We start from the raw sequence: 23,890 nt of genomic DNA, 5'->3' as shown, positions 1-23,890 counted from the left end.
GCTGTAGCTATGGCTTTGTGCCTGCCCTTTCAATTGGTTGCACTACTCCAGTCGGCAGCAGGTGAACCCAGTCATTTCCTGCAAGTTTGAGCACCTTCCGCTTGATCCTAACGTTCCGCGTCGGCATGGGAACCAACGATAACACTATACAGGTCGGGCCAGCCCGACCGTGTGGCGCCTTCCTCGGACAGCGGCTACTTCTGTGGTCTTGTCGCGCTAGAAGAAGACAATAAGCGCCTCAAGAACTTGCTTGCTGACAGTCCGCGCAAGGAAAATGCCGAGCTCAAGAAGAAGCTGGGTCTTGCGTAAGACATACTGAGGCTTGTTCAAAATTTCGCTCGACGGCGCTCAAAGCGGTAGCGGCGGCATATCGCCTTCGCCGACCCGCCACACCCAGGAGCGGATCTGCGGTCGCGCGGCGGTCATTTCGTCGAGCGACGCTTCGAACGTGTCCTCCGCTCCGGCAGGAACCACAAAGAGCGCGATCGGCTCCGCCTTGTTCTGAAGCAATGCGTTAGCAATCGGCTGGTCGGGTTGCAGGTCATAGCGCAATCCCTTGACACTCTTCTCGCGTAGACGGGCAAGCGCGTCGACCAGCCGCTTCTCCGGAACCGTCTCGTAAGGAATCCAGTTCTCTGATACCAGCATGAACGCGATCTCCTCGACAATCGCGAGGCCGGCTGGGTTCAGTCCAAAGGTCGCGATCACTATCAGATGTGAGCTGGAATCCGCTCCCCACAGCGACAATTCTTTCTCGAAACGAGCCTGCAAGCGGCGGTGCAATGCATCGTCGATCATGAAGGGAAAGCCGGGCAAATGTTTGATGACAAGTTTCTGACCGGATCGGGCAGGAACGATCTCTTTCACCTCGCCGACCAGAACGAGTAGCTTTCGTGGGCCGGATTTCGGCGGGAGCGCCATGCCGAGAGCCGCATTGCGACGATGTTCGATCGCTTGCCTGTTCTCGGCCCGAAACGGCTCGGGCACGAAAAGCATATCCGCAAGCGGTCCGCCCCTCACCGTCATTTGCCCGGCAGCCTCGAGCAGATGCCAGCGGACATTCCACCAATGTCGCTTGCCAGCCCATCGGGATGTCCAGACCGTCAATTCGGCCGCGTGCCAGAGATAATGAAGGAGGCCACGCAGCGACATCCTCCTGGGATCGGCGGTTGCGCTGGCGGAACTTTGCCCCGCAGGCACGGATGCTGCCCGGCTCCCTGTCTTCGACAGGCTGAAGTCCAATTTGAGGGCCGCCATGCCGCTTTGCGGATCGAGCTGTATCGCGCTGCCCATCAGCGCGCTCAGCCCGGACAGTTCGTGAGGTGATTCATAGGAATCGCAGGACGGATCATGCCCGCCGCCGCTGAGCGGCATGCGCTTGATCAGATGAAGGTCGCCGATGCGGGCGATGTACATCGGGCAGCCCGGCTCGCGGCACAGGCATAGCGGACGCTCGGTGCGAGCATAGGCGTTCGCCAGAGCCGCCTGCAGGTCAGGCGCTCCCTCCTCGTAGACCGCACTGCCAATTCTGAACCGTCGCATCACCTCCGCAGCTCCAGGTCGCCGCCGCATCCCTGTCCGGACATTCAAGTCATGGGTTTGCACAGAGCGCAACCCCCTTGGTGCATCGGCGCCAGAGGCAGAGGGGAGCTGGGAGCAGTGCGGCCCGGCTGGCGCGGAGAGAGTGCCGGCGCGGGCGCCGCTCCCCTCTCACGAAGGACATCTCCATGAACATTGTTTCGACCACCTCAACCGTCGCACGTACGGCCGCTTCCCTCGCCGCGCCGGCACAGGACGCTATCGACACCGCCCAGGCGATCCATCAGGCGGCAATGCTGCTTTTGCCTTTCCTCGAACAGGGCGAGCCTGTCACCACCGCCGCGCTGCGCACCGCCATGACGACCAGTTTTGGCGGCAGCGATGCGCAAGGGTTCTGGGTCTGGAAGGACGCCTATGAGGCGCTCGAAGTCGCCCAGGTGCTGTTTCTGCGCCGGTTCGGCCCGGCGATTCTGTCCCGGTCGACCACGCCGCAGGCAACGCTGGCGATGATGAAGCGCATCGCCGAACTTCTTCCCACTCATACGCGGCGGTCCGACGAGAGCCAGGCCATGCAGCAGCTCTCGACGCCCTTGCCGCTGGCCTTCGTCACAGCACAAGCCGCGGCGATCGCGTCTTGCGATCTCGTTCTCGAACCCTCGGCCGGCACCGGTCTGCTTGCCGTCCATGCCGAGATGGCGCGCGCCTCGATCGCCCTCAACGAGCTTGCCGCGACGCGGGCCGATCTCCTCGGCCTGCTGTTTCCACAGGTTTCCGTGTCGCGGTACGACGCTGCCCATATCGACGATCATCTCGACGCGGCCATCGAGCCGTCCGTCGTGCTGATGAATCCACCCTTCAGCGTCGGCGCCTATGTCGACGGCCATGTCGCCGATGCCGCATGGCGGCACCTCTCGTCCGCATTCGCACGCCTGCGTCCGGGCGGACGCCTCGTTGCCGTCACCGGCTCCGGGCTGTCTCCCGAAAACCCCAAATGGCGGCTCGCCTTCGAGCGGCTGCAACAACAGGGCTCAGTCGTCTTCACCGCGGCGATCGCCGGCCGTGTCTACGCCCGCCATGGCACCACCACTGAGACCCGCCTGACAATTATCGACAAGGTACCGGCCACCGACCCGACCGGCTTCGTCCGGTCGCCCGGCAAGGCCACGGATGTCGAAACGCTGCTCTCCTGGATCACGGCTCTGCCGCCCCGGCTACCTGGCGGCTTTCCGGATTCGGTCGGTGCATTGTCCAGCGGCCTCCCGCGCAATGCCGCCATGCACATGGGCGGCCGATCCGGGGCGAGAGCCGCACCCCTCGGTGTCTCAACGGCTGCTCCAAAGGCCATCCAATCGGTCCGCCCGATTGCCCGGGCGAAGCCCGTCATGGCAAGCAGCGCGCCTGCCGTCCCGCTCGCCTATGGGCTGCGTGACTGGATGCTGGAGGAGGGCGGCCGGCTCACCGATACAATCTACGAGCCCTACGCGCTCCAGTCGATCGACATTCCCCGCGCCAAACCGCATCCGACACCGCTCGTGCAGTCGGCCGCAATGGCGGCCGTCGCGCCGCCAAAACCTTCCTATCGACCGCTTCTTCCTGATGCGATCATCGACGAGGGCCTGCTGTCCGACGCCCAGCTAGAAAGCGTCGTCTATGCGGGTGAAGCCCATTGCGGCCATCTCACCGGCGCCTGGACGGTTGACGGGACCTGCGATGTCGTCTCGGCCGCGCCAGAAGGCGCTGCGAACGCTGTCCGCTTCCGCCGAGGATGGTTTTTGGGTGACGGAACCGGCTGCGGCAAGGGACGGCAAGTCGCAGGCATCATCCTCGACAATTGGCTGCAGGGTCGCCGCCGTGCGATCTGGATCTCCAAGTCGGACAAATTGCTTGAAGACGCCCAGCGCGATTGGGCAGCCCTTGGCCAGGAAAAACTCCTCGTGCAGCCACTTTCGCGCTATCGGCAGGGCACCCCGATCCGCCTTGCCGAGGGCATCCTGTTCACGACCTACGCGACGCTCCGCTCGCAGGAACGGGAGGGCAAGAAATCCCGGATCGCTCAGATCCTCGACTGGGTGGGCCAAGAGGCGCGGAGGGCCGACGGCCCAATGGGGAACAGAGAAAACTCGGCGGGAAGGGCCGAAAGCCTGACGGGGATTAAAGAAAGCCAGACAGGGATTGGAGAAAACCCGTCGGGGGCAAAAAAATCTTTCGATGGCGTCATCGTCTTCGACGAGGCCCACGCCATGGCCAATGCCGCCAGCGGCAAGAGCGAGCGTGGCGACGTCGCGCCCTCGCAACAAGGCAAGGCAGGCCTGCGGCTCCAGCATGCACTGCCTGACGCCCGCGTCGTCTATGTCTCGGCCACTGGCGCGACCGCCGTCGAGAACCTCGCCTATGCGCAACGTCTCGGCCTGGGGCAGCGAGGATTTTCCATTCGCCAACCGTGCCGAGTTCGTGGCGGCGATCGAGGACGGCGGTGTCGCCGCGATGGAAGTGCTCGCCCGCGATCTCAAGTCGCTCGGTCTCTATGCGGCGCGTTCGCTTTCCTATGACGGTGTCGAGTACGACCTTCTCGAGCACGCGCTGACCGAGGAGCAGATCCGCATCTACAACGCCTATGCAGACGCCTTCCAGGTCATTCACAACAACCTGACCGCCGCACTCGAGGCGACCAACATCGCCAGTGAGTCCGGCACGCTGAACCGCAACGCAAAATCGGCGGCGCGCTCGGCCTTCGAGAGCACCAAGCAGCGTTTTTTCTCGCATTTGATCACCTCGATGATGACGCCAACGCTGATTGGCGCGATCGAGCAGGACCTCGCCGACGGGCATGCGGCAGTCGTGCAGATCGTCTCGACCGGCGAAGCGCTGATGGAACGACGCCTCGCCGAAATCCCCACCGAGGAATGGTTGGACCTGCATGTCGACGTCACGCCGCGCGAGTATGTCGGCGGGTATCTGATGCACTCCTTCCCCACCCAGTTGTTCGAGGAATATTCGGACGCCGAGGGCAACGTCTATTCGCGGCCTGTCCACGACAATGATGGCAACCCGGTTCAATGCCGGGAGGCCGTTCGCCGGCGCGACGAGATGATCGAAAAACTTGCATCGCTGCCGCCGGTCGGCAGCGCGCTTGACCAGATCATCCACCACTTCGGCACCGACACTGTCGCCGAGGTGACTGGCCGCGCGCGGCGTATCGTGAAGAAGACCGGCCGCGACGGAATCGACCGGCTTGCCGCCGAGAACCGCCCGGGCTCGGCCAACCTCGCCGAGACCCAGAGTTTTATGGATGACGACAAGCGCGTACTGATCTTCTCCGACGCCGGCGGCACCGGCCGCTCCTATCACGCCGATCTCGGGGTCAGGAACCAGAGGCTGCGCAAGCACTATCTGCTCGAGGCCGGCTGGCGCGCCGACAACGCCATCCAGGGTCTCGGACGGACCCATCGCACAAATCAGGCGCAACCGCCGCTGTTCCGGCCCATGGCCGCCAACGTGAAAGCCGGCAAGCGCTTCCTGTCGACGATCGCGCGACGGCTCGACACGCTCGGCGCCATCACGCGCGGCCAGCGCCAGACCGGCGGGGCAGGGCTGTTCCGGTCCGAGGACAATCTCGAAAGCCCCTATGCCCGTGCGGCCCTTCGCCAGTTCTATCTTCTGTTGCACCAGGGCAAGATAGAGGGCTGCTCGCTCACGACCTTCGAGACCGTGACCGGACTGTCGCTGACGACTGACGAGGGCGGGCTGCGCGACGAACTGCCCCCGATCACGACCTGGCTGAATCGCCTGCTGGCGTTGCGCATCGAAACCCAGAACCTGCTGTTCGAGGTATTCGAGCAGTTGATGGCGGGAAGAATAGAAGGCGCCATCGCCGCCGGCAACTACGACAAGGGCCTGGAGACCATCACGGCGGAGAGCATCGTCGTCACCGATCGCCGCGCCGTTTACTCGCACCCGGTCTCGGGCGCGCAGTCGCATGTGCTGACCGTCGCGCGCAAAGACTGTATCCGGCCGCTCGGCCTCGTCGACGCGCTGGCCATCGTACGGGCGGAGCCCCAATCGGTTCTGCTCGTCAACTCGCGCTCGAGCCGTGCAGCCATACAGCTTCCGACGGCGAGCCTGATGCTCGACGACGGCGCGATAGAGCACCGCGTGCGCCTGCTGCGGCCGACGGACGAGCTGCGCTTCGGCCTCGACGCCCTTGCCGAAACCCACTGGCAGCCGGCCGACCGCAAACTGTTCTGCGACCTGTGGCAGGCAGAAGTCGCCGCCATCCCGGAGTTCACCACCAGCACCTTTCACATGGTGACGGGTCTGCTGTTGCCGATCTGGCGTCGGCTGCCAGACCATGATTGTCAGGTCTACCGGATCCAGACCGATGCCGGCGAACGCATCATCGGGCGTCACATCGCGCCGACGCTTGTCGCGACCATGTTCCGCAATCTCGGGCTCGACGATGTGCCCAAGCTCGCGCCGGACGATGCCTGGGCCGGGCTTGTCGACGGACGGATCGGAATGCAACTCGCCGATGGCCTGATTCTGCGCCGCAGCCGCGTCATGAACGACTACCGTGTCGAATTGATCGGCTTCACCCACGCGATGGTCCCCCGGTTGAAAGCGCTGGGGCTGATCTCCGAGATCATCTCCTGGAAGCTGCGGCTATTCATCCCGACAAGCGACCAAGGCTCCGCCATCCTCGCCGCGCTCCTCGACCGCCATACGCTGGTTGGCGTCACCGACCGCACCTCGGCGGCTTGAGGGGAGGCGATCATGACCGGCTCGGCCTCCGAGCTGGCGCGCCGCCTTGGCGAACACGCCGAGGCAGTGTGCCGCGAATATCTCTCCAACGGCCATCGCTCCGGCAATCACTGGATCGTCGGCGATGTCCACAACACGCGCGGCCGCTCAATGCATGTGCGGCTGAGGGCAACCGCCAAGGGCCCGGCGGGTAGGTGGGTCGACGAGGCGACATCTGAATTTGGCGATCTGCTCGATGTCATCCGTGAAAGTTGCGGCCTCGTCGACTTCCGTGACATCGCGGATGAAGCGCGTCGCTTTCTCTCTATGCCGCCGCCACCGCCCCAAGCTCCTGGCGCGCAACGCCAGCCTGCCGCGGCACCCGGCTCGCCTGACGCCGCGCGTCGCCTGTTCGCCATGTCGCAGCCAATCGTTGGCACGCCGGCCGAACGATACCTCGCCGGCCGCGGCATTCTGCTCTCCCCACGTGAGCGCGCCCTGCGCTTCCATCCCGGCTGCTACTACAGGGATCTCGTAACGGGCGAGAAGCAGACGCTGCCTGCCCTGGTTGCCGCTGTCACCAGCCTCGACGGGCAGATCACCGGCCTACAACGCACCTGGCTTGATCCTTCGGGTCAGGGCAAGGCGCAACTCGCGGATCCACGCCGCTCGCTGGGGGATCTCCTTGGCAACGGCATCTGGCTAGGGCACTTGCCCGGAGCGCCCGTCCCGGTCATGGCCGCGGGCGAGGGGCTCGAGACGATGGCCTCGCTACGGACTGTGATGCCGGTGCTGCCGGTGGCCGCGGCCACCTCGGCCAATCACCTTGCCGGCCTGAGGCTTCCCCCCGGCTGCCGCCGCCTCTACATCGCGGCCGACGCCGACGCCGCCGGCCGGCACGGCATCGAACGTCTCAGCCAGCGTGCAGGCGAGTCAGGAATCCTCGCCCTGGTGTTGCGGCCGCAGCTCGGCGACTTCAACGACGATCTGCGCCATCTCGGCCCAGCTCATCTCGCCGCATGGCTCAACGATCAGCTCGTCCCGAATGATGCCCGTCTCTTCCTGCCAACAGGATGAACGGGCGGGGCCGGCAGGCGGGCGGGGTCGGCGTCACCGGAAGCCTTGCAGGCACGGCGACGGTCCGCCGGAGAGGCTGCGCCCGCGGCCTGCCCGAGAGGCGACCCCTGCCACCCCCCGGTCACGGCCGCAACGGCTGCGCCGTCCTCCGCTCGCGCTACGGCCTTCGGTGCGGCCGCGTCCGGGGCGCGGCCGAGATGCGCTGTCAGGCCGCGATAGGCGCGGCCACAACCGACGGAGACACGCCATGACCTACGAGCTTCCTTTCGACGACGCCTACGAGCCCTACCACGCGTCCTCGCCGACCGACCGCGTCATCCTCGAACTGCAGATGTACGGCTATCGCCCGCATCAGGACGAACCCGACCCTCGGCCCCTTCCCGACGACGAGGTGATCCGGGCAGGCCTCGCCGGGATCGTCGAGACCTTTGCGGGCATGCTCGGCGATACCAGGCTCGAACCCGATCTCGACGACCTGCTCTGGTCCTTCGCAAACGTCTTCCACCGTGCCGCAGAGCGCGTCGCCCGCAGCCTCGACCGCAACGAGGAGGCGCAGCGTTCGAGCCAGCAGGAGCAGGACGGCTCGGAGGTGAAATCGGTCGAGCTGGAGCGGCTCACGGCTGAGGGAATCACCTATATCGAGCGCCGCAACGTGCTGGAAATCATGCGCGATGAGGCCGCCGACCTCTACGAGGCACAAACGGGATCGGCATGGCGGCCGCGCACCGGCTCCAAGGTCTCTCATCAGGCGATGACCGCGTCGGTGATCGACTCGAGAGACTTCCTCGCCGCTCGCCGCCACGCCGAATCCGAGGTGCTCGTCCCGGCCGGCACCAAGATCGCCTTCGCCGGCGGCCTCGACTGCAACGATCACGACCGGATCTGGGAGGCGCTCGACAAGGCCCGCGAGAAGCATCCCGACATGGTCCTGCTCCACGGCGGCAGCCCGCGCGGCGCCGAGCGCATCGCCGCCTGCTGGGCCGAAAGCCGCAAGGTCACCCAGATCGCCTTCAAGCCGGACTGGAACCGGCACGCCAAGGCGGCTCCGTTCCGCCGCAACGACCAGCTTCTCTCCGTGGTGCCCTATGGCCTGATCGTCTTTCCCGGCTCCGGCATCACCGACAACCTTGCCGACAAGGCCCGTCGGCTCGGCATCCCCGTCTGGCGGTTCGCGGAGGGCGGCGCGTGAGCGCCGTTTTCTTGCAAATCTGGCGAACCCAGATAATATGGAGATCGATCAAGGAGTCTAGCCATGCGCCAGTTCACGACGGGGGATCTCAACAAGCAGGTTGGCGACGTCACCGACGTTGCCAGCCGCGAACCCGTTATTCTTACCAAGCACCGCAAACCCCGGTTCGTGCTGATGAGTTACGAGCACTACGAACGGATGCGCATCGGCGGCGATCCCCGCCGCGCATACCATGTCGCCGAGATGCCGGAGGAACACACGGAACTCTTCGCCGCCGAGATCGACCGATTGGCGCGCGGGGAAGGATACGATGATGAGCGGTAGATTTCTGCCCGGTCAGGTGATCTCCTACCCGTATTTTTGGGCATGGCAATACGAGCGCGGCGAAACGGAAGGCCGCAAGAACCGGCCGACCTGCGTGGTCATCGCTGTCCGCGACGCAAGAGATGGCCTGACCCATCTCGCGCTCCTGGCTATAACCACCCAGCCACCGACCAGCGATCGGGTCGGTTTGGAAGTCTCCGCTATCGAGTGCCGCCGCGCCGGTCTGACCGATCTCAAACGCTGCTGGATAGTGGTTGACGAATACAACTACGATATTGCCGAACGCTCCTGGTACATCGAAGCCGACGGTAAGCCCTCGGTCGTTTCAGCAAGGCATTCATGATGAAGATCGCAGGCGCCTTTATCGAAGCGCGCAGCGAGGGCCGTCGCGTCAGCCGTCTGGATTGACGTTCTCTTTTCGCGGCGATGCGCTCGATCCAGGACGGGAGCCTCTGGCTGGCGACAAGATCACTAGCTCCAGCGCGAAGCGCCACTAGCCAGATGCGCGTAGCGCCTCCGGCAGCTGCAGGATCCGGGCGCGCCGGCCTGCGGCCGGCCGGGCTCTCGTCGCGGCGTCCCGCCGCTTCCCGAGCCGGCTTTGCCGTCTCGGCCTTCGGGTGACGATCCCTCGCGCAGGGCCAGGGGAGAGGGCGGCCGGCGCGGGGCGGGGGACGCGGGAGAGAAGGGAAAGTCACCATGTCGATGATATTCATAGGTGGATCACGCGAGATATTCGAGCTGCCGGAACCTGCCATCGCTCGCATCGGCGCAATCGTTGCTGCCGAGCACGGCGTGCTGGTTGGCGACGCGTCGGGAGCCGATGCCGAGGCGCAGGGCCTGCTCGCGGGCTACAAGTACGAGCATGTCGGGGTCTTCCATGCCGGCAAGGAACCCCGCAACAATCTAGGCGACTGGGCCGCCTACCATGTCCCGTCACCTGGAGGCACTCATGGATCTTGGTACGACGCCGCCAAGGACCGGGAGATGGCGCGGCGCGCCGACTTTGGCATGATGGTCTGGGACGGCGCATCACCCGGTACGGCCGTCAACGTGCTTCGGCTCGCCATCGCAAACAAGCCGTGCGTCATTTACGATCTGGCCAGGGGCCGGATGGCAACGACGTACAATGTGGAGGACTGGTGCGCCATGCTCCGCCATGCCGGTTCGGACATTCGCCGCCAAGCCGAAGCCCGCATGACGCCGGAGGAGCGTCTGGCGTTGCCAGAATGATGTAGGCGCGGTCCCGCCGACAGCCCGGCGGGGCCGATACGATATGCTTGATCCGGCCCCGCGCCGCCTACTCCACTTGTATGAAGGCCGGGGCCGGCCCCTTTCGAAACCGCTCCACGCGCAGAGCCGCGGGGCGTTGTGCGGATGATCATCTTGACCCGTCTCGCCTCTGAAGCGGGTGCAAGCGTGCCGAACAACATCCTGGCTTGCCGGGTCATCCAACCTGACTGCGCGGTATCGTCCCCGAGGGGCGTGAAGGCCGCTGCCAGCCGGCCCCGATCTCGAAACTGCTATGCCGCCATACCGAACACGCAAGGCGGTCACGCGCCGGGCTGCTGTTCGACGTGTTGGCGATGCCGACGACATGACCCGAGAGGCTGCAGCATGTTCCTGCGATCCGGCAGCGTTGCGTCGGCGGTCTAGCGATGGCGGCCTGAGTTCTTTTCCTTCGGTCGCATCCGGGGCCATTCCCGTTTCATGTCGCCTTTGTAGACGACCGCCTGCTTTGTGCGGTCAACCCCCGTTGGGGGTACACTCGGCGAATATTCAGGAAAATTCGATTTCTGTTTTTGTCTGCGGACAGGCGAAGGGCCTGCCCGCAATTTTTCGGCAAATAGAATTTTCCAGAATTTTCGCCGAGATGACCGCAGCAGGACGGCCCTCTCCTTTGGCGCCATCGGGAATGGTCCCGATGCAACCGAAGGAGAATTACCATGGCCACCACGATCGCAAACCTCACCACCAAGTCCGACGGCTCGATGGAAGGCGTCTTTGCCACGCTCCGGGTCAATGCCCCGATCACGCTGATCCCGAACACCAACAAGTCGCGCGAGGACGCCCCCGACTACCGGATCGTCAACAAGCGCACGGGCTTCGAGATCGGAGCCGGCTGGCACCGCATCTCCCAGCGTTCGGGAGAGGAGTACCTCTCGGTCAAGCTGGAGGCCCCCGAGATCGGCGTCATCTTCGGCAATCTCGCCCCGCCCCGGGTGGCGAGGAAAACAAGAAGGTCATCCTCTGGAACAACCCCCAGTGAGGCATCGGTGGCCGGCCCCGCAAGGGGCCGGCTCCCCACCGGCAAAAGGAGGTTGCAATGAGCCGCTACACCATCACTGTCACTGGCACCGTCCCCGGACAAGTCCTCTCGGATCCCGACGCTGTCATCGGCTACGACCCACCGCTTCGGACCTACTTCCTGCAAGCGTTCCCCCACGACGAAACCGACGAGCCCGGTCTTTGGCTCGGCACCCACGATCGCGCGTTCGAAACGCTTGAGGATCTTCACCGCGCAGCCATAGCACACGGCTACGACTTCATGCCGCTGTCGCCCAAACTGGCCGCAAAGCTGGTCGACGACAAAGCGGCAGCCAGCGGGCGTCCGGTGCGAGACACAATCCTCGGCCAGGTGCTGAAACACCTCAACCAACCCAAGTAGGCAAACACATCTCAAGGCCCGCGACGGAGTGTTCCGTTGCGGGCCCTTTTTTGCGCGTCGCAAAGAGTCACAAACATCACCCGTCACAGCATGCGACAGCGACTCCATACCGCCGATTATTCCTTTGGCAGTTTGTGCTTATGAACGCGGATATAATCCTGCACGGCCTTTCGCAGCAGTTCGGTCATGCTGTGCCCGTTGCTGATCGCTAGCAACTTGAACTGGCGCTGCTCCACTGCCGTCAAATAGTACCCGCAGCGGATCATCTCCTCCTCGCGAATCTTCTTTCCGGCAATGGGGTCCCTTTTCTGGCCCTGCCGCAGCAGCTTGCGGAAATCGGGCCCAACTGCCGGGGACGGCTTTGTCGGTTGCTGCATCTGGGGCGCAGCTTGCTCCTTGGCCCCAGACGTCTCGGCCTTCGGCGGGATGAACATACTGGGCAGCGCCGGCGGCTGCGTGGAGATCGCCTTCATCATGCGGGCTTTCTTGTCGTCACCGGGTTTCGGTGCGGCTTCTTCACTCATGCCGCGTTCCTTGTGGCTTCGATGAAGGTTTGCAGAAGGTCGTCGAAGACCCCTTCGCTCTCGGCAATCGCCTTCGCGTCAGGCACCTCGGGGCTGTAAAGGGTCTGCCCGGTCTGAAGGTCGCGGTAGGCAACGCGATTGTGCAGGACGTGTTCTGCAATGGGCGTGCCGTTGGCCTGGATGATGGCGCGCAGTTCGATCAGGGCTCGCGCCCTGCCATCGATGATGGTCTGCTTGGTCAGCACGAATATCGCAGGCAGCGGTCTACCCCGGCTCTCGACCGCCAGCGGGATGTAGTGGTCGGTGATCTGGATGGCGGCGGTGACATCGTCGAGGGCAAAATAGACCGGCACGACGACAATATCGGCGGCGAAGAGCCCGGCCATGAGGTTATCGTTTGTGGTGCCCTCCGTATCGATCAAGACGACCGAGCGTTCACCGTTGTGAGTGGCGGCCGCGCGAAGGATTTCCTGCGGCGTCATCGCGCTCACCATCGTAAGTTTGTCAGGACGATTGCCAGCTTCGCCCAGCATCTGGAACCAGCGGTTCATGTTCTGCCGCCGGTCGCCATCGATAAGAGTGACCGAATAGCCCCGATGCAGCGCGACGGATGCGAGGGTGCGCAGCATCGTCGATTTGCCAGTGCCGCCCTTTGGGATCGCAGCGGAGATGATCATGGGGCCTCCTTCCGGCGTTGTTTCCTTGTTTCCATGTTAACATGGAAACAAGTCATCATGGACACATGAAACAAAATCACGGTTGAAACATGGACATTGTCGACGGGGAAGGCTGGTTTGGCAACCCAGGCGCGCATGATAAGGGCTCGCTAAAGGTGCAGTTTTTGCGCAGCTGCTATCTTCAGCAAAGAAGGGGTCCGGTGGCCCATCGAATGCGCATTTCCGACTAAGCTTTTCCGGCCGCGCATAGTGCCGGTGTATCCATGTTAACATGGATACAAGTCGTCAACGCATCATAGACACATCGCATCAAATCACGATGGGCACATTTCGCCCGCGCCGCTGCCGCTGACAACTGCGCCTGTGAGGAGAGGCGCGCGCCCGAAATTTTTTTCATTCCTCTCCTATTGGCAGGATAGCCTATTTTGTGATACACACAAAATAGGCGGCGCGGCCCTGGCGGGCCTTAGCGCCCGCAAGCGGGCTTGAGAATGAATGCAGACGCCCAGAAAGTAGCGGTAAAGAAGGCGTCACAACGCTACGGCGAGGTGACCCACATCCGGTTTTCGGCTGACGAGCTGGCCAGCCTCAAAGCCATTGCGGAGCGGGACGGCGTGACCGTCAGCGAGGTCGTGCGGCGTCTCGTGCGGGCAGAGACCGGGCATCTGCCGATCGCGTCAGAGGCGTTGCGGCCAACGATCGTGGAGATGACCGATCAGCTGCGGCGTGTCGGCGTCAATTTCAATCAGGCCGTGCGCACGATGAGCGACGGCCGTGTTGCCCACGATGAGGATCTTGAACAGGCGCTGGTCGCGGTGGGTAACCTGGTGCGGCAGTTTCGCGAGGAACTGAAGGCGATGACTGGCGGTTCACGCAAGGCGAGGGTGGCCAGGCCATGAGCGGTCGTCTTGCTGGCTACGCGGCCGAAATCGAACGCTATCTTCGAGGCGAGTCCGGCGTGAAGCGTGAGGAGCTGGACGACGACAAGTCCGTGACGGTCGCCCGACGCGAGGTCGGTGAATTCCAGGTGATGAAGAGTTATGAGGGGACCGGTGGCGGCGGACCCCTCGGGCAAGGACAAGCCGGCTCGACGCTAGGTGGCGGCAGGAACGCCCCTCGTTCGTCGGCGGGAGGGACAGGACTGGCGAGGAGTTCCATGTCCAGCAGGGCACCGAAGTCCACTGCTGCTGCGAGTTCGCCCAAGGCCCCTAGTGCGCCGATCATGGTCTATAGCGCCACGCTCGCCGGTTTCCGGCCGGAAGAGGAGGAGGAGGAAGACTGGAAGCGGCGCGGCGGCGGCGGCCGTGGCCGTGGTGCTGTTCGTCCGAGCGGGACAGGACGAGCGGCGCGGGCGGGCTATCAGGCGCGGGCCGTGGCGGCACGAGCAGGCTATGCGGCGGGCGCGCAGCCTGCCGTGTTCAAGGTCATGCCCAATCCGCCATCGACCAAGGAAGCCGCTGCTCGGCTGCTCAACTACATCGGGAAGCGCGAGGACGAAAAAGGCGAGAAACACGACATCGAGATTTTTGACGAGGACGGGCAGGTCCTTGCGACAGGCGGCGCGCGAAAGGCGTTCCTGGAAACGTTTTGCGAGACGTTCGAACCACCCCTGGAAAACACCAATTTTATCGAGGTTCGCTTCGAACTCGCTGGCGAGATCACCGATGCCGCCGTAGGCGAGGCGTTGAGCAACGCCTTCGGTGCAAAACCGTTCATCTATGCGCAGGATGGACAAACGGTGCAGGTTTACGCGCACACCGATGAGCGGGCCGGGCCGCTCGCCAAGGTGCTGGCCGGCGGTCGGGAGAATTCGCGCAGCAAGGCGCTCGACAAGATCGAGACGCGCTTGTCTGAAGCCATCAGCGTGGCGAGTGTGGTGGCCAAGGCAGAGGTAACGGCGGCTGTCAGCCGTGAACCCAAAGCGAAATACTTTTTGCAAGAGTTCATCCGTACAAACAAAGACGTCCGCAATTCGGACGGCGAGCCAGTTCGCGGCGCGAAGGATCCCGCCAAGGCGGCTGCTGCGGTCTACGAACAATGGCGCCCGCAATTTTCGGGACGTGAGCGCCGCAATGCCTATCACCTGCTTTTCTCGGCGAGAGCCGGCACCGATGCCAACGCGGTCATGGCCGCGGCGCGTGCCGTGCTTGAGGAGCGCGCGCCAGGATACAAGTTTGTCCTGGCGCATCACAAGGACACCAAGCACGTCCATATTCACGCGATGGTGCAGGCGCGCTCTGCCGACGGCGAGCGCCTGAAATTCTACAAACCTGATCTCGCGGCCTGGCGGGAGACCTTTGCGGAAAAAGCACGCGAGAACGGCATTGCGATGGTGGCGACGCGGCGCATGGATCATGCGATGACTCGGCCTTTCACGAAGGAGCATGCCGGAGCCTACAGCCGCGCCCAGAGCGATCCGCGCTACCAGGTCAGCGCGAGGACAGTCGAGCGTGTGGAGGCCAAGCGGCAACGCCGTTTGGACGGGCAATCCCTCGTCGTGAACGGCGATGCAATCGCTATCGCATGGCAAAAGACTGTGACCACGATGCGCGCAGTCGGTGTGGTTGGCCAGGCGCTCACGGCGGCCGAGTCGATCAGCAAAAACATTCTTCAGTTCGGTCGCGATCGAACAGTGGAGGGGCAGTCAGATCCTGCCGCGGGTCGCGGAGCTGATCAATCGGGGCAGAAGTCTTTCTTGTCCCATCCCGGTATGAGAGAATTGAATGCACTGATAGGAGATTTGAACATGGCGCAAACCCCCTTGGAAATGCGGCGTCAGATGGCCCGCGTCAATCAGGCTCTGGACAACATGGGCGAGACGCTGCCGCCGGCGCATCAAGGACAGTTCGAACAGTATCGTGAAGAGGTGAATGACAAGATGCACGACCGTCTCGCGCGGCTGCAATTCGAACGGCAGCAACAGCGTCGTGATGGTGTCACTGGCGAGCCGTTCCCCGAGCGCGAGGCGCGAGGGCGAGACCTCCCAACTCGGGACGATCCCCGCGAGCCGATTGAGCCGCGTACAGGCGCCGAGCAAGAGAAGGTGAGAGCCAAGCAGAAGGACGCGAACAAACAGAAGGCGCGGCAGTCGGAAGAGCAGGACCGCAAGACCCAGCGCTCAAACGATAACGACTACGAGCGCTGAACAAGGGCCAATCTAGCGTCCTCGCGCGGTGGTCTTTCAAAACGACGCATTCGTCACAGAATGATCAGGCTGGATGGCAGCTTAGCGCCTCATCTCGGACACTCAAGCAGATTTGAGCACTTGCTGAAAGCCGACGTATCTCATTGGCTGGTTTTCCCGGTTCCTGACGATTAACGGAGCTAGGAGTCGGATGACGTGAGAAACGGTCTGCTACCGGGCCCGAGGGTCCACCTTCCTTTGGCCAAGGCGTGCTGGGCGACAGCACCCATGGAAACTGCTATTGGGTTTGTGTGCCGAGCATTCGTAGGGGCGAAGCTAGGGGACAAAATGCACGAACGGCAGACTCCGCTCTATACGCCTTTTGGGCCTGCCGTGACGGCGTTGGAAGTGGCAACTGGCATCGACCTTACCGGACACGTTGCATTGGTGACAGGTGGTTCTTCCGGGCTTGGCTTGGAGAGTGTTAGAGTGCTTGCTGCATGCGGGGCTAGCATCTGCGTGCCCGCGCTTGACCCAATCGCCGCCCAAGCCGCTTTGAGCGGAATTGAAGGGGTAGAGGTCTGGCCCGTTAACCTGATGGATCAGGTCTCAGTCCAAACCTTTGCCACCACCTTTCGCGAGCGCCGAAGCCGACTTGATATCCTGGTCCTAAATGCGGGCGTGATGGCCAGGCCTCTGTTCCGCGATGCCGATGGTCACGAAGGCCATTTTTCCATTAACTACCTCGGACACTTTCGACTGACAGTGCTGCTATGGCCAGCTTTACTTGCGGCGGGGAAATCTCGCGTGGTTGTCCTCTCCTCCCGAGCCCATCAGATGTGCGATGTCGATCTGGATGATCTCGATTTTGTAAGACGACCCTACGAGAAATGGATGGCCTATGGCCAATCAAAGACCGCCACCGCGCTTTTGGCTGTTGCGCTCGACAGGCGTGGGCGCCGTCACGGCGTCAGCGCCCTCTCCGTACACCCCGGAATGATAATGACACCCGGGATCCGTCATCTACCCCGGTCCGAGATCGATGCTGTCGGTGCTGTCGCCCCAGATGGGTCTCCGATAATCGATCCGGCGAGGGATTTGAAAACCGTAGAACAAGGCGCGGCGACGACAGTCTGGAGCGCGACCTCTCCTGCGTTGGACTCGATAGGCGGCGTTTATTGCGAGAATTGTGACGTAGCACGCATAGAGCCCGACGAGGCGTTTGGGGTGCGCCCCTATGCCATCGATCCCGAGAGGGCCGAGAGGTTGTGGCGCGCGAGCGCAAGTCTGACTGAATTGGACATTGCAAAAACCTGAGGCCCCATGCTTGGGGCGGTCCGCCCAAGCGAAGTCGAGTTAAGCCCGCAGAGATGGATCGGAGCTCCGCTACACGAGGATCGTATGTTACTTGAAATCCTGCGGTCGTCAGTAACGTGAGTCCGACACACTCGATCTCCTTGGCAGCATCGCTCTATACTCCGTTCTGACAACGACCCGTGACCAGGGAAGGATAGAATGCAAGAGAAGGCTTTCCCGAAGGCAACCGCCGCAGATTCGGCAATCACCTTTAGCTCATTCCTGCTCTATCCGGGGCGACATCTTCTACTCAAGAACGATGAGCCCGTCTTGATCGGCTCCCGAGCGCTCGAAATACTCATTGCGTTGGCCGAGCGACCTGGAGACCTAGTAACGAAAGATGAATTGACCGCGCGAGCCTGGCCCAACGCTATTGTGGAGGAGTCGAACCTCAGAGCTCAGATCGCATTCCTACGAAGGGTGCTCGGCGACGATCAGGCCGCTCCGCAATACATAGTCGCCGTTCCGACAAGAGGCTATCGGTTCATTGCCTCTGTCCGCCGCTCTCATGTTGAACACGAGCCCGAGACGACACAGGCGCCGAACAACCTCCCAAGTCAGCTGACGCAACCCATCGGTCGTGAAGAAGCCATCAAAACCATCGAAGGGCGGTTTCAACGGTTCCGGCTGGTCACGATTGTCGGCCCGGGTGGCATCGGGAAGACTACCGTTGGCCTTCGTGTGGCAAAGCAATTGTTGTCGGCGCATGAGCATGGGCATTGTTTCATCGACCTGGCCCCAATAAGGAATTCCCAACTCGTCCCTTCGGTTTTGGCGTCACAGTTTCACCTTCCGGAGACCTTGGGTGATCCGACCGCGAGCCTCATCGGGCACCTTCGTGGGAAACGCTTGCTGCTCGTCTTCGACAGTTGCGAACTCGTTCTCGAAGCCACTGCCCGTCTGGCGGAGACCTTGCTCCGCGAAGTTCCAGATATCACCATCCTTGCCACCAGCCGCGAAGCCTTGCGGGTGGAGGGTGAAAGCGTCTACAGGCTCCCCCCGCTCGATACGCCGCCGTCGGCGGCGGGTCTGACTGCCGCCGACGCATTGGAGTTTTCCGCCATCAGCTTGTTCGTTGAGCGGACGACCTCTTCCGTGAACGGCTATACGTTCGACGACAATGAAGCAGCCGTGGTCACACACATATGCCGCCAGCTTGATGGGATCGCCCTTGCGATAGAGCTTGCCGCGGCGCGGGTGGAGGCGTTTGGCACGCGAGGGATCGCGGAGCTTCTCAACGATCGTCTGCGGTTGCTGACAGGTGGGCGGCGCACCGCTCTACCGCGCCATCAGACTTTGGCGGCGATGATCGACTGGAGCTACGGTGCGCTTTCAAAAGAGGAACGGAAAGTCCTGCGTCGGCTCGCCATATTCGCGGGCGACTTCGGACGTGAAGCTGCAGTTGCCGTCGCGTCCGACTTGGCCGCACCGGACCGGGATGTACCCGGTCATCTTGCTAACCTCGTCGCCAAATCCCTGGTAGCCGTCGACGCTCAAGGCAAGGCCGCGCGATACCGGCTGCTCGACACGACGCGGGCATTCGTTTTGGACAAAATTCGGGAGGAGGGGGAGCTCGATGCCGTCATGCGGAAAATGGCGGCCTATCTGTGCGACATTCTACGGCATTCGCAGGCGGACGTCGAAACCCTGTCGAGCGAACTATGGCTGTCCAGCTACGGTACCCAGATCAACAACGTACGCTTCGCTCTGGACTGGGCGTACTCGGATCATGGCGACCTGGAAATTGGCCTCGCGGTCACGGTCGCCGCCATTCCGATGTGGTACCAGCTTTCCCTGGTCGACGAATGCCTGACCAGTGTCCAGCGAGCGCTGCAAGGGATCGGCCCGGGAAAGCGAAGAGACGAGCAGGCTCGGATAATCATGCAGCTCTATAGGGCACTTGGGCTCTCGCAAGCATTCAAGGTAGGCTTCGCGCCACAGGCTCCGGCCGCGTTCGCGAAGGCGTTGCAGATATCGGAAGAGCTAGGTGACCTGGAAGGTCAGGCGGAGGCTCTGTGGGGCCTTTGGCTCGCGCAGGTGGGGATGGGTGAGTATAGAGCATCGTTGCGAAACGCGGAACGCTTCATGGCGCTTGCCCAAAGCGGGCTCGATCGGTTCATTGGCGATCGGATGCTCAGCATGACGCTGTTCTGCATGGGGGACTTCCGGGGTGCCCGCCATCGCGCCGATCTCATGCTGGCCCACGATGTCTCGGCTGAAACCGCCTCCGCGGGTTCAGTGCGTTTCCGATTCGGCCAGTCGGTTTCGGCACGAATACAGCCCGCCCAGCTCCTGTGGATGCAAGGCCTTCCAGATCAGGCAATCAAGGCGGTCCATACCGCCGTCGCAGCCGCGCGGGACTCGGGCCACGCGATCTCATTGTGTGAAGCCTTGGCGCGATGGTCATGTCCGGTCCTTGTTCATGTCGGCGACCTAGCAGCGGCGGACTCGGCAATCACCGAGCTACTCGATCTGGCCAAAACAAACGCGCTCGGCCCATGGGAGGTGTTCGCTCGGTGCTGGAAGGCGGCGCTTTTGATCCAACGGGGGCTCCCTGAGGATGGCGTTTCCCTTCTCCGTAGCGGGCTGGCTGAACTCCGCCAGGTAAAACTCTTCAACCTCTACAATGTGAGATTTCTCGGCTTTCTGGCCGAGGGCCTGTCTTCTCTGGGACAACACGCCGAAGCGCGGTCTCTGGTAGAGGCGGCGATCAGCGCCAGCGAAGAGAAGGACGAGCTCTGGTGCATCGCGGAACTGTATCGCCTGAAGGGGGATGTCCTTTGGCGCGACGGCGACGATTTCAAGAGTGTCGAACGCTGCTATCTCCATTCGGTCGACTTGGCGAGGCGGCAGGACGCGCTGTCATGGGAACTCCGGACAACTACGAGCTTGGCGAGGTTGGCGCGTGAGCGCGGAGAGCCCGGTCAGGCGCGTACGCTGCTGGCCGCGGTCTACGATCGGTTCATCGAAGGTTTCGAAACAGCCGACATGGTGGCGGCCAAGGCCCTTTTGGCCGAGGCGTCCTGATCTTCCCGCGGTCTCCGCGTCTATGCTCCTGCCCGTCACAAGATTTCACTGCGATTCACTGGCTTGAGATAACGGAGCTCTGCCATCTTCTATCCGTCGTCGGACAGCCGGCGACACCGCAGCGGGGCAGGCAGATGAAGACTACGACGACCAAGATGGATGCGCTCGTCCTGCACGAGACGAACTCCGACTTCGTCCGTACCAGCGTGGTCTGCCCCGCGCCCGCGGCGGGCGAGGTCCTTATCCGGGTCAAGGCGAGCAGCGTCAACCCACTCGATCTCAAGATCAGAAGCGGCCAAGCGCCTCATGCGCGACACCCACTGCCCGCCATTCTCGGTATGGACGTCGCCGGGATCGTCGAGGCTGTCGGTCCAGGGGTGATCGCGTTCAAGCCACAGGACGAGGTCTTCGGAATGACGGGCGGCGTCGGCGGTCTCCAGGGATCGCTCGCGACCTTCGTGGCCGTCGATTCAGATTTGCTGGCCCAAAAGCCAGCCAACATGACAATGCGCGAAGCGGCCGCCTTGCCGCTGGTATTCATCACCGCCTGGGAGGGGCTTGTGGATCGCGCACAGGTTCAGGCGCGCCAGAAGGTCCTTGTACTTGGTGCGGGTGGCGTCGGCCACGTTGCCATCCAGATCGCACGGGCTTTCGGGTCCGAGGTCTTTGCCGTCGACAAGGCTGCCAAGCAGCGCGAGATCGAGGAGCTATGTGCCACGGCAATCGACAGGGATCAGACGACGGTCGAGGAGTACGTCAAAGACCATACGGGCGGGCGCGGCTTCGACATCGTCTACGATACCGTGGGCGGAGCCGGGATCGACGCCGCCTTCAACGCAGTGGCGCGTTTTGGTCACGTTGTGAGCTGCCTCGGATGGGGCACGCATTCGCTCGGTCCGCTCTCGTTCCGAGCCGCTAGCTACTCAGGTGTCTTCACGCTTCTGCCGATCTTGACCGGGGAAGGCCGCGCCCATCATGGGCAAATCCTGCGGGAGGCAAAGCGACTCGCAGAAGCAGGAAAGGTCACGGCTCTCGTCGATCCGCGTCGCTTCAGTTTCGAGACGATCGCGGAAGCATACGCCCAGATCGAAAACCGAACCGCCCACGGCAAAATCGTGATCGACGTCACCGACTAAAGCGGAACGGACAATCTGCAAGTAAAGGAAATCCGTCATGCCATTTGTCAATGTGAAACTGGTCGACGGCGTGTTCACGCCGGAGGAGAAACATGCCATGGCCAAGGCCTTGACCGACGTGATGGTGAAGTTCGAGGGATCGGAGGCCTTCCGCGAAGTGGTGTGGGTTCTTATCGAGGAATTGCATACCGATGGCTGGCACATTGGCGGAAGGCCGTTCGAAGGGCCGAAGTCATTGATGACGACGCTTTCGAAATCCAAGGAGGTCGTCGAAATGATCGACGGCATGCCTACCACCCGGAAAGAGTGGGCCGTGGCAGCGCCAGTTCTGGGCTGACGACAGCAAAATATCGACACGACCGAAAAGAGAGCGTCCGGACAGACGATGTCCGTAGGCGCTAGTGGAACCGCGTCCAGGTCGCAGAGGAAAGAGAAATGGAGACGAGCACATCCACGACAATGCCCATTACGGCTACGAGACGGGAAGTCCTGATCGGGGCGGGAGTCGTCGCTCTTGCCACGACCTTGCCTCTGGCCGCCACGGCGTCGTCGAATTCAACCAGTGCAACCCCTGAAGATGGAAATGAGACCATGAGCAGCATCAAGACAAAAGACGGCGCGCAGATTTTCTACAAGGACTGGGGCGCCGGACAGCCGATCGTGTTCCACCATGGTTGGCCGCTGAGCGCCGACGACTGGGACAACCAGATGTTATACTTCCTCGGCAAGGGATTCCGGGTCATCGCACACGACCGGAGGGGCCACGGCCGTTCTAGCCAGACCTCGGGCGGCAACGACATGGACACCTATGCGGCCGACGTCGCAGCTCTCGCAGAAGCGCTCGACCTCCGCGACGCCATCCACATCGGCCACTCTACGGGCGGCGGTGAAGTGACCAGGTACGTCGCCCGGCACGGCAAGGGCAGGGTCGCCAAAGCGGTGCTCATCTCCGCCATACCTCCCGTCATGGTCAAGTCCGCCAAGAATCCTGGAGGGCTCCCGATCGAGGTCTTCGACGGCTACCGCGCAAGCTTGGCGGCCAACCGAGCGCAACTCTACCTCGATATCGCCAGCGGACCGTTTTACGGGTTCAACCGTCCCGGGGCCACGATCTCCGAGGGGACGATCCGCAATTGGTGGCGTCAAGGCATGATGGGCGGAGCGAATGCGCACTATGAGTGCATCAAGGTCTTCTCGGAGACCGATTTCACCGAGGACCTGCAGATGATCGACGTTCCGGTGCTGATAATGCATGGAAGCGACGACCAGGTCGTGCCCATCGCCGATTCTGCCGAACTCTCCGTCAAGCTGCTCAAGAACGGGAAGCTCAAAGTCTACGACGGCTACCCGCATGGCATGTTCACAACCCATGCCGACGTGATCAACGCGGACCTTCTGGCCTTCATCAAGGCCTGACCACCTCGGCAGGCCGAAGGGGCCTGCCCTTCATGTATTCAAGTCAATTCAAGCTGTCGGCTCCCTTGAGGCCGGTTGCGGAAAGGTATGTCATGAAGACGGAACACATGCTCTCCCGCCGCGGATTTTGCCTGTGCTGCATAGGCGCTGCTACCTTCGCGGCGACCGGTGGCTGGATGAGCCCCCGCGATGCCTACGCCGAAGCGCGCGGACTTGTCAGCTTGATCAAGGACAGCGCTGCCAAGTCCTCGATTTCCACTCGCAAGCTAAGGAACAATATCACTATTCTGGAAGGCTCGGGCGGCAACGTCGCGGTATTGAGCGGCAAAGATGGTCTGGTCATGGTCGATGCAGGCATCAGCGTGTCGCGCCCTCAGATGATCAAGGCACTCTCCGCCCTCTCCCCCGAACCCGTGACCCATCTCATAAATACCCACTGGCATTTCGATCACGCGGACGGCAACCCATGGATCGGGGACGGCGGAGCCAAGATCATCGCGCACGAGAATACCCGCAAGTACCTGTCGCATGTGCAGCGGGTGGAGGACTGGGACTACAATTTTCTGCCGCTGGAGCACAGCGGAGTGCCCAAGCACGTCTTCTCAAAGGAGCATTCGCTCAAGGTGAACGGCCAGTCGCTCGCACTGAACTACTATGGTCCGGCGCATACCGACGGCGATATTTCAGTGATGTTCGGCGAGGCCGATGTCCTCCATGTCGGCGACACCTACTGGAACGGCATATACCCATTCATCGACTATTCGACAGGCGGCGGCATCGACGGAATGATCGCCGCCTCGGACGCGAACCTGGCCGCGTCGACCGACAAGACGATCATTATCCCAGGCCACGGAAACCCGGTAAGTAACCGGGCGGAGCTGCAGGAATTCCGCGACATGCTTGTCGCCGTCCGTGAGAACGTCGGAGCGCTCAAACGCCAAGGGCAATCGAGGGACGAGGCCGTCGCGGCCAAGCCCACGGCAGATTTCGACGTGAAGTGGGGTAATTTCGTCATCGATCCGGGCTTCTTCACGCGGCTGGTCTACGAGGGCGTCTAGTCCGAAGGTCCGGTCATCTGCTGATCTTGTGGCGAATTCCT

At 62.6% G+C, this 23,890-nt stretch carries 16 protein-coding genes and 4 pseudogenes; 17 read left to right on the top strand and 3 right to left on the bottom strand.

All coding sequences use genetic code 11. The features are described from left to right. Positions 1–207 precede the first annotated feature (207 nt). A pseudogene (locus NKI49_RS23815) lies at positions 208–309 on the top strand (transposase); the annotation flags it as partial. A gap of 39 nt (positions 310–348) precedes the next feature. Here the strand turns inward: NKI49_RS23815 and NKI49_RS23810 are convergent. Then, positions 349–1,542 carry a DUF1173 domain-containing protein gene (locus NKI49_RS23810; protein WP_352604955.1) on the bottom strand — a complete coding sequence of 398 codons (1,194 nt, stop codon included), beginning with the start codon at positions 1,540–1,542 and terminating at the stop codon, positions 349–351. A 185-nt stretch (positions 1,543–1,727) separates the two neighbouring features. On the opposite strand from NKI49_RS23810, the pseudogene NKI49_RS23805 reads away from it, so the two are divergent. From NKI49_RS23805 to NKI49_RS23770, 8 genes and pseudogenes are all read left to right on the top strand, one after another. Further along, positions 1,728–6,297 (top strand): annotated as a pseudogene (locus NKI49_RS23805) (strawberry notch-like NTP hydrolase domain-containing protein). 12 nt (positions 6,298–6,309) lie between these two features. Beyond that, a complete protein-coding gene (locus tag NKI49_RS23800; protein WP_352604957.1) occupies positions 6,310–7,353 on the top strand; it encodes a DUF7146 domain-containing protein in 1,044 nt (347 codons plus the stop codon). 247 nt (positions 7,354–7,600) lie between these two features. Further along, on the top strand, positions 7,601–8,542 hold the full coding sequence (locus NKI49_RS23795) for a DUF2493 domain-containing protein (protein ID WP_352604959.1): 942 nt from the start codon (positions 7,601–7,603) through the stop codon (positions 8,540–8,542). 63 nt (positions 8,543–8,605) lie between these two features. Then, entirely contained in the window at positions 8,606–8,866 is a 261-nt protein-coding gene (locus tag NKI49_RS23790) for a type II toxin-antitoxin system prevent-host-death family antitoxin (RefSeq protein ID WP_352443212.1), read from the top strand. Continuing rightward, positions 8,856–9,274: pseudogene (locus NKI49_RS23785) on the top strand (hypothetical protein). Before NKI49_RS23790 ends, NKI49_RS23785 begins: the two are co-directional and overlap by 11 nt. Before the next feature lie 288 nt (positions 9,275–9,562). Then, a complete protein-coding gene (locus tag NKI49_RS23780) occupies positions 9,563–10,096 on the top strand; it encodes a hypothetical protein (RefSeq protein WP_352604961.1) in 534 nt (177 codons plus the stop codon). A gap of 713 nt (positions 10,097–10,809) precedes the next feature. Next, positions 10,810–11,132: pseudogene (locus NKI49_RS23775) on the top strand (DUF736 domain-containing protein). Between the two features lie 57 nt (positions 11,133–11,189). Then, on the top strand, positions 11,190–11,531 hold the full coding sequence (locus tag NKI49_RS23770; protein ID WP_352604963.1) for a hypothetical protein: 342 nt from the start codon (positions 11,190–11,192) through the stop codon (positions 11,529–11,531). Between the two features lie 116 nt (positions 11,532–11,647). Here the strand turns inward: NKI49_RS23770 and NKI49_RS23765 are convergent, their stop codons facing one another. Together NKI49_RS23765 and NKI49_RS23760 are read right to left on the bottom strand one after the other, a co-directional pair. Beyond that, entirely contained in the window at positions 11,648–12,055 is a 408-nt protein-coding gene (locus tag NKI49_RS23765) for a hypothetical protein (protein WP_352604965.1), read from the bottom strand. Then, positions 12,052–12,732, bottom strand: a complete 681-nt coding sequence (locus NKI49_RS23760; RefSeq protein ID WP_352604967.1) for a nucleotide-binding protein — start codon at positions 12,730–12,732, stop codon at positions 12,052–12,054. Before NKI49_RS23760 ends, NKI49_RS23765 begins: the two co-directional genes overlap by 4 nt. A 491-nt stretch (positions 12,733–13,223) precedes the next feature. Here NKI49_RS23760 and NKI49_RS23755 point away from each other — a divergent pair, with 491 nt between their 5' ends. From NKI49_RS23755 to NKI49_RS23720, 8 genes are all read left to right on the top strand, one after another. Continuing rightward, positions 13,224–13,631 carry a plasmid mobilization protein gene (locus NKI49_RS23755; protein WP_352604969.1) on the top strand — a complete coding sequence of 136 codons (408 nt, stop codon included), beginning with the start codon at positions 13,224–13,226 and terminating at the stop codon, positions 13,629–13,631. Further along, entirely contained in the window at positions 13,628–15,877 is a 2,250-nt protein-coding gene (locus NKI49_RS23750; RefSeq protein WP_352604971.1) for a relaxase/mobilization nuclease domain-containing protein, read from the top strand. The genes NKI49_RS23755 and NKI49_RS23750 overlap by 4 nt, the downstream gene beginning before the upstream one ends. A gap of 327 nt (positions 15,878–16,204) precedes the next feature. Continuing rightward, positions 16,205–17,173: an SDR family NAD(P)-dependent oxidoreductase gene (locus tag NKI49_RS23745; protein WP_352604973.1), complete on the top strand. Its 969-nt coding sequence runs from the start codon at positions 16,205–16,207 to the stop codon at positions 17,171–17,173. Positions 17,174–17,371: 198 nt separating this feature from the next. Then, entirely contained in the window at positions 17,372–20,239 is a 2,868-nt protein-coding gene (locus NKI49_RS23740; RefSeq protein ID WP_352604975.1) for an ATP-binding protein, read from the top strand. Positions 20,240–20,373: 134 nt separating this feature from the next. Continuing rightward, positions 20,374–21,375, top strand: coding sequence for a zinc-dependent alcohol dehydrogenase family protein (locus NKI49_RS23735; RefSeq protein ID WP_352604977.1), 1,002 nt, complete (start codon positions 20,374–20,376; stop codon positions 21,373–21,375). Positions 21,376–21,412: 37 nt separating this feature from the next. After that, a complete protein-coding gene (locus NKI49_RS23730) occupies positions 21,413–21,712 on the top strand; it encodes a tautomerase family protein (RefSeq protein ID WP_352604979.1) in 300 nt (99 codons plus the stop codon). Between the two features lie 254 nt (positions 21,713–21,966). Further along, positions 21,967–22,791: an alpha/beta fold hydrolase gene (locus NKI49_RS23725; RefSeq protein WP_352604981.1), complete on the top strand. Its 825-nt coding sequence runs from the start codon at positions 21,967–21,969 to the stop codon at positions 22,789–22,791. A gap of 92 nt (positions 22,792–22,883) precedes the next feature. After that, positions 22,884–23,849 (top strand): MBL fold metallo-hydrolase, encoded by a 966-nt coding sequence (locus NKI49_RS23720; protein WP_352604983.1) that lies wholly within the window; start codon positions 22,884–22,886, stop codon positions 23,847–23,849. Positions 23,850–23,890 lie beyond the last annotated feature (41 nt).

The sequence above is a fragment of the Mesorhizobium sp. M0587 genome, from assembly GCF_040320945.1.
GTDB lineage: Bacteria > Pseudomonadota > Alphaproteobacteria > Rhizobiales > Rhizobiaceae > Mesorhizobium.
This window is presented reverse-complemented; position numbering and strand designations above follow the sequence as displayed.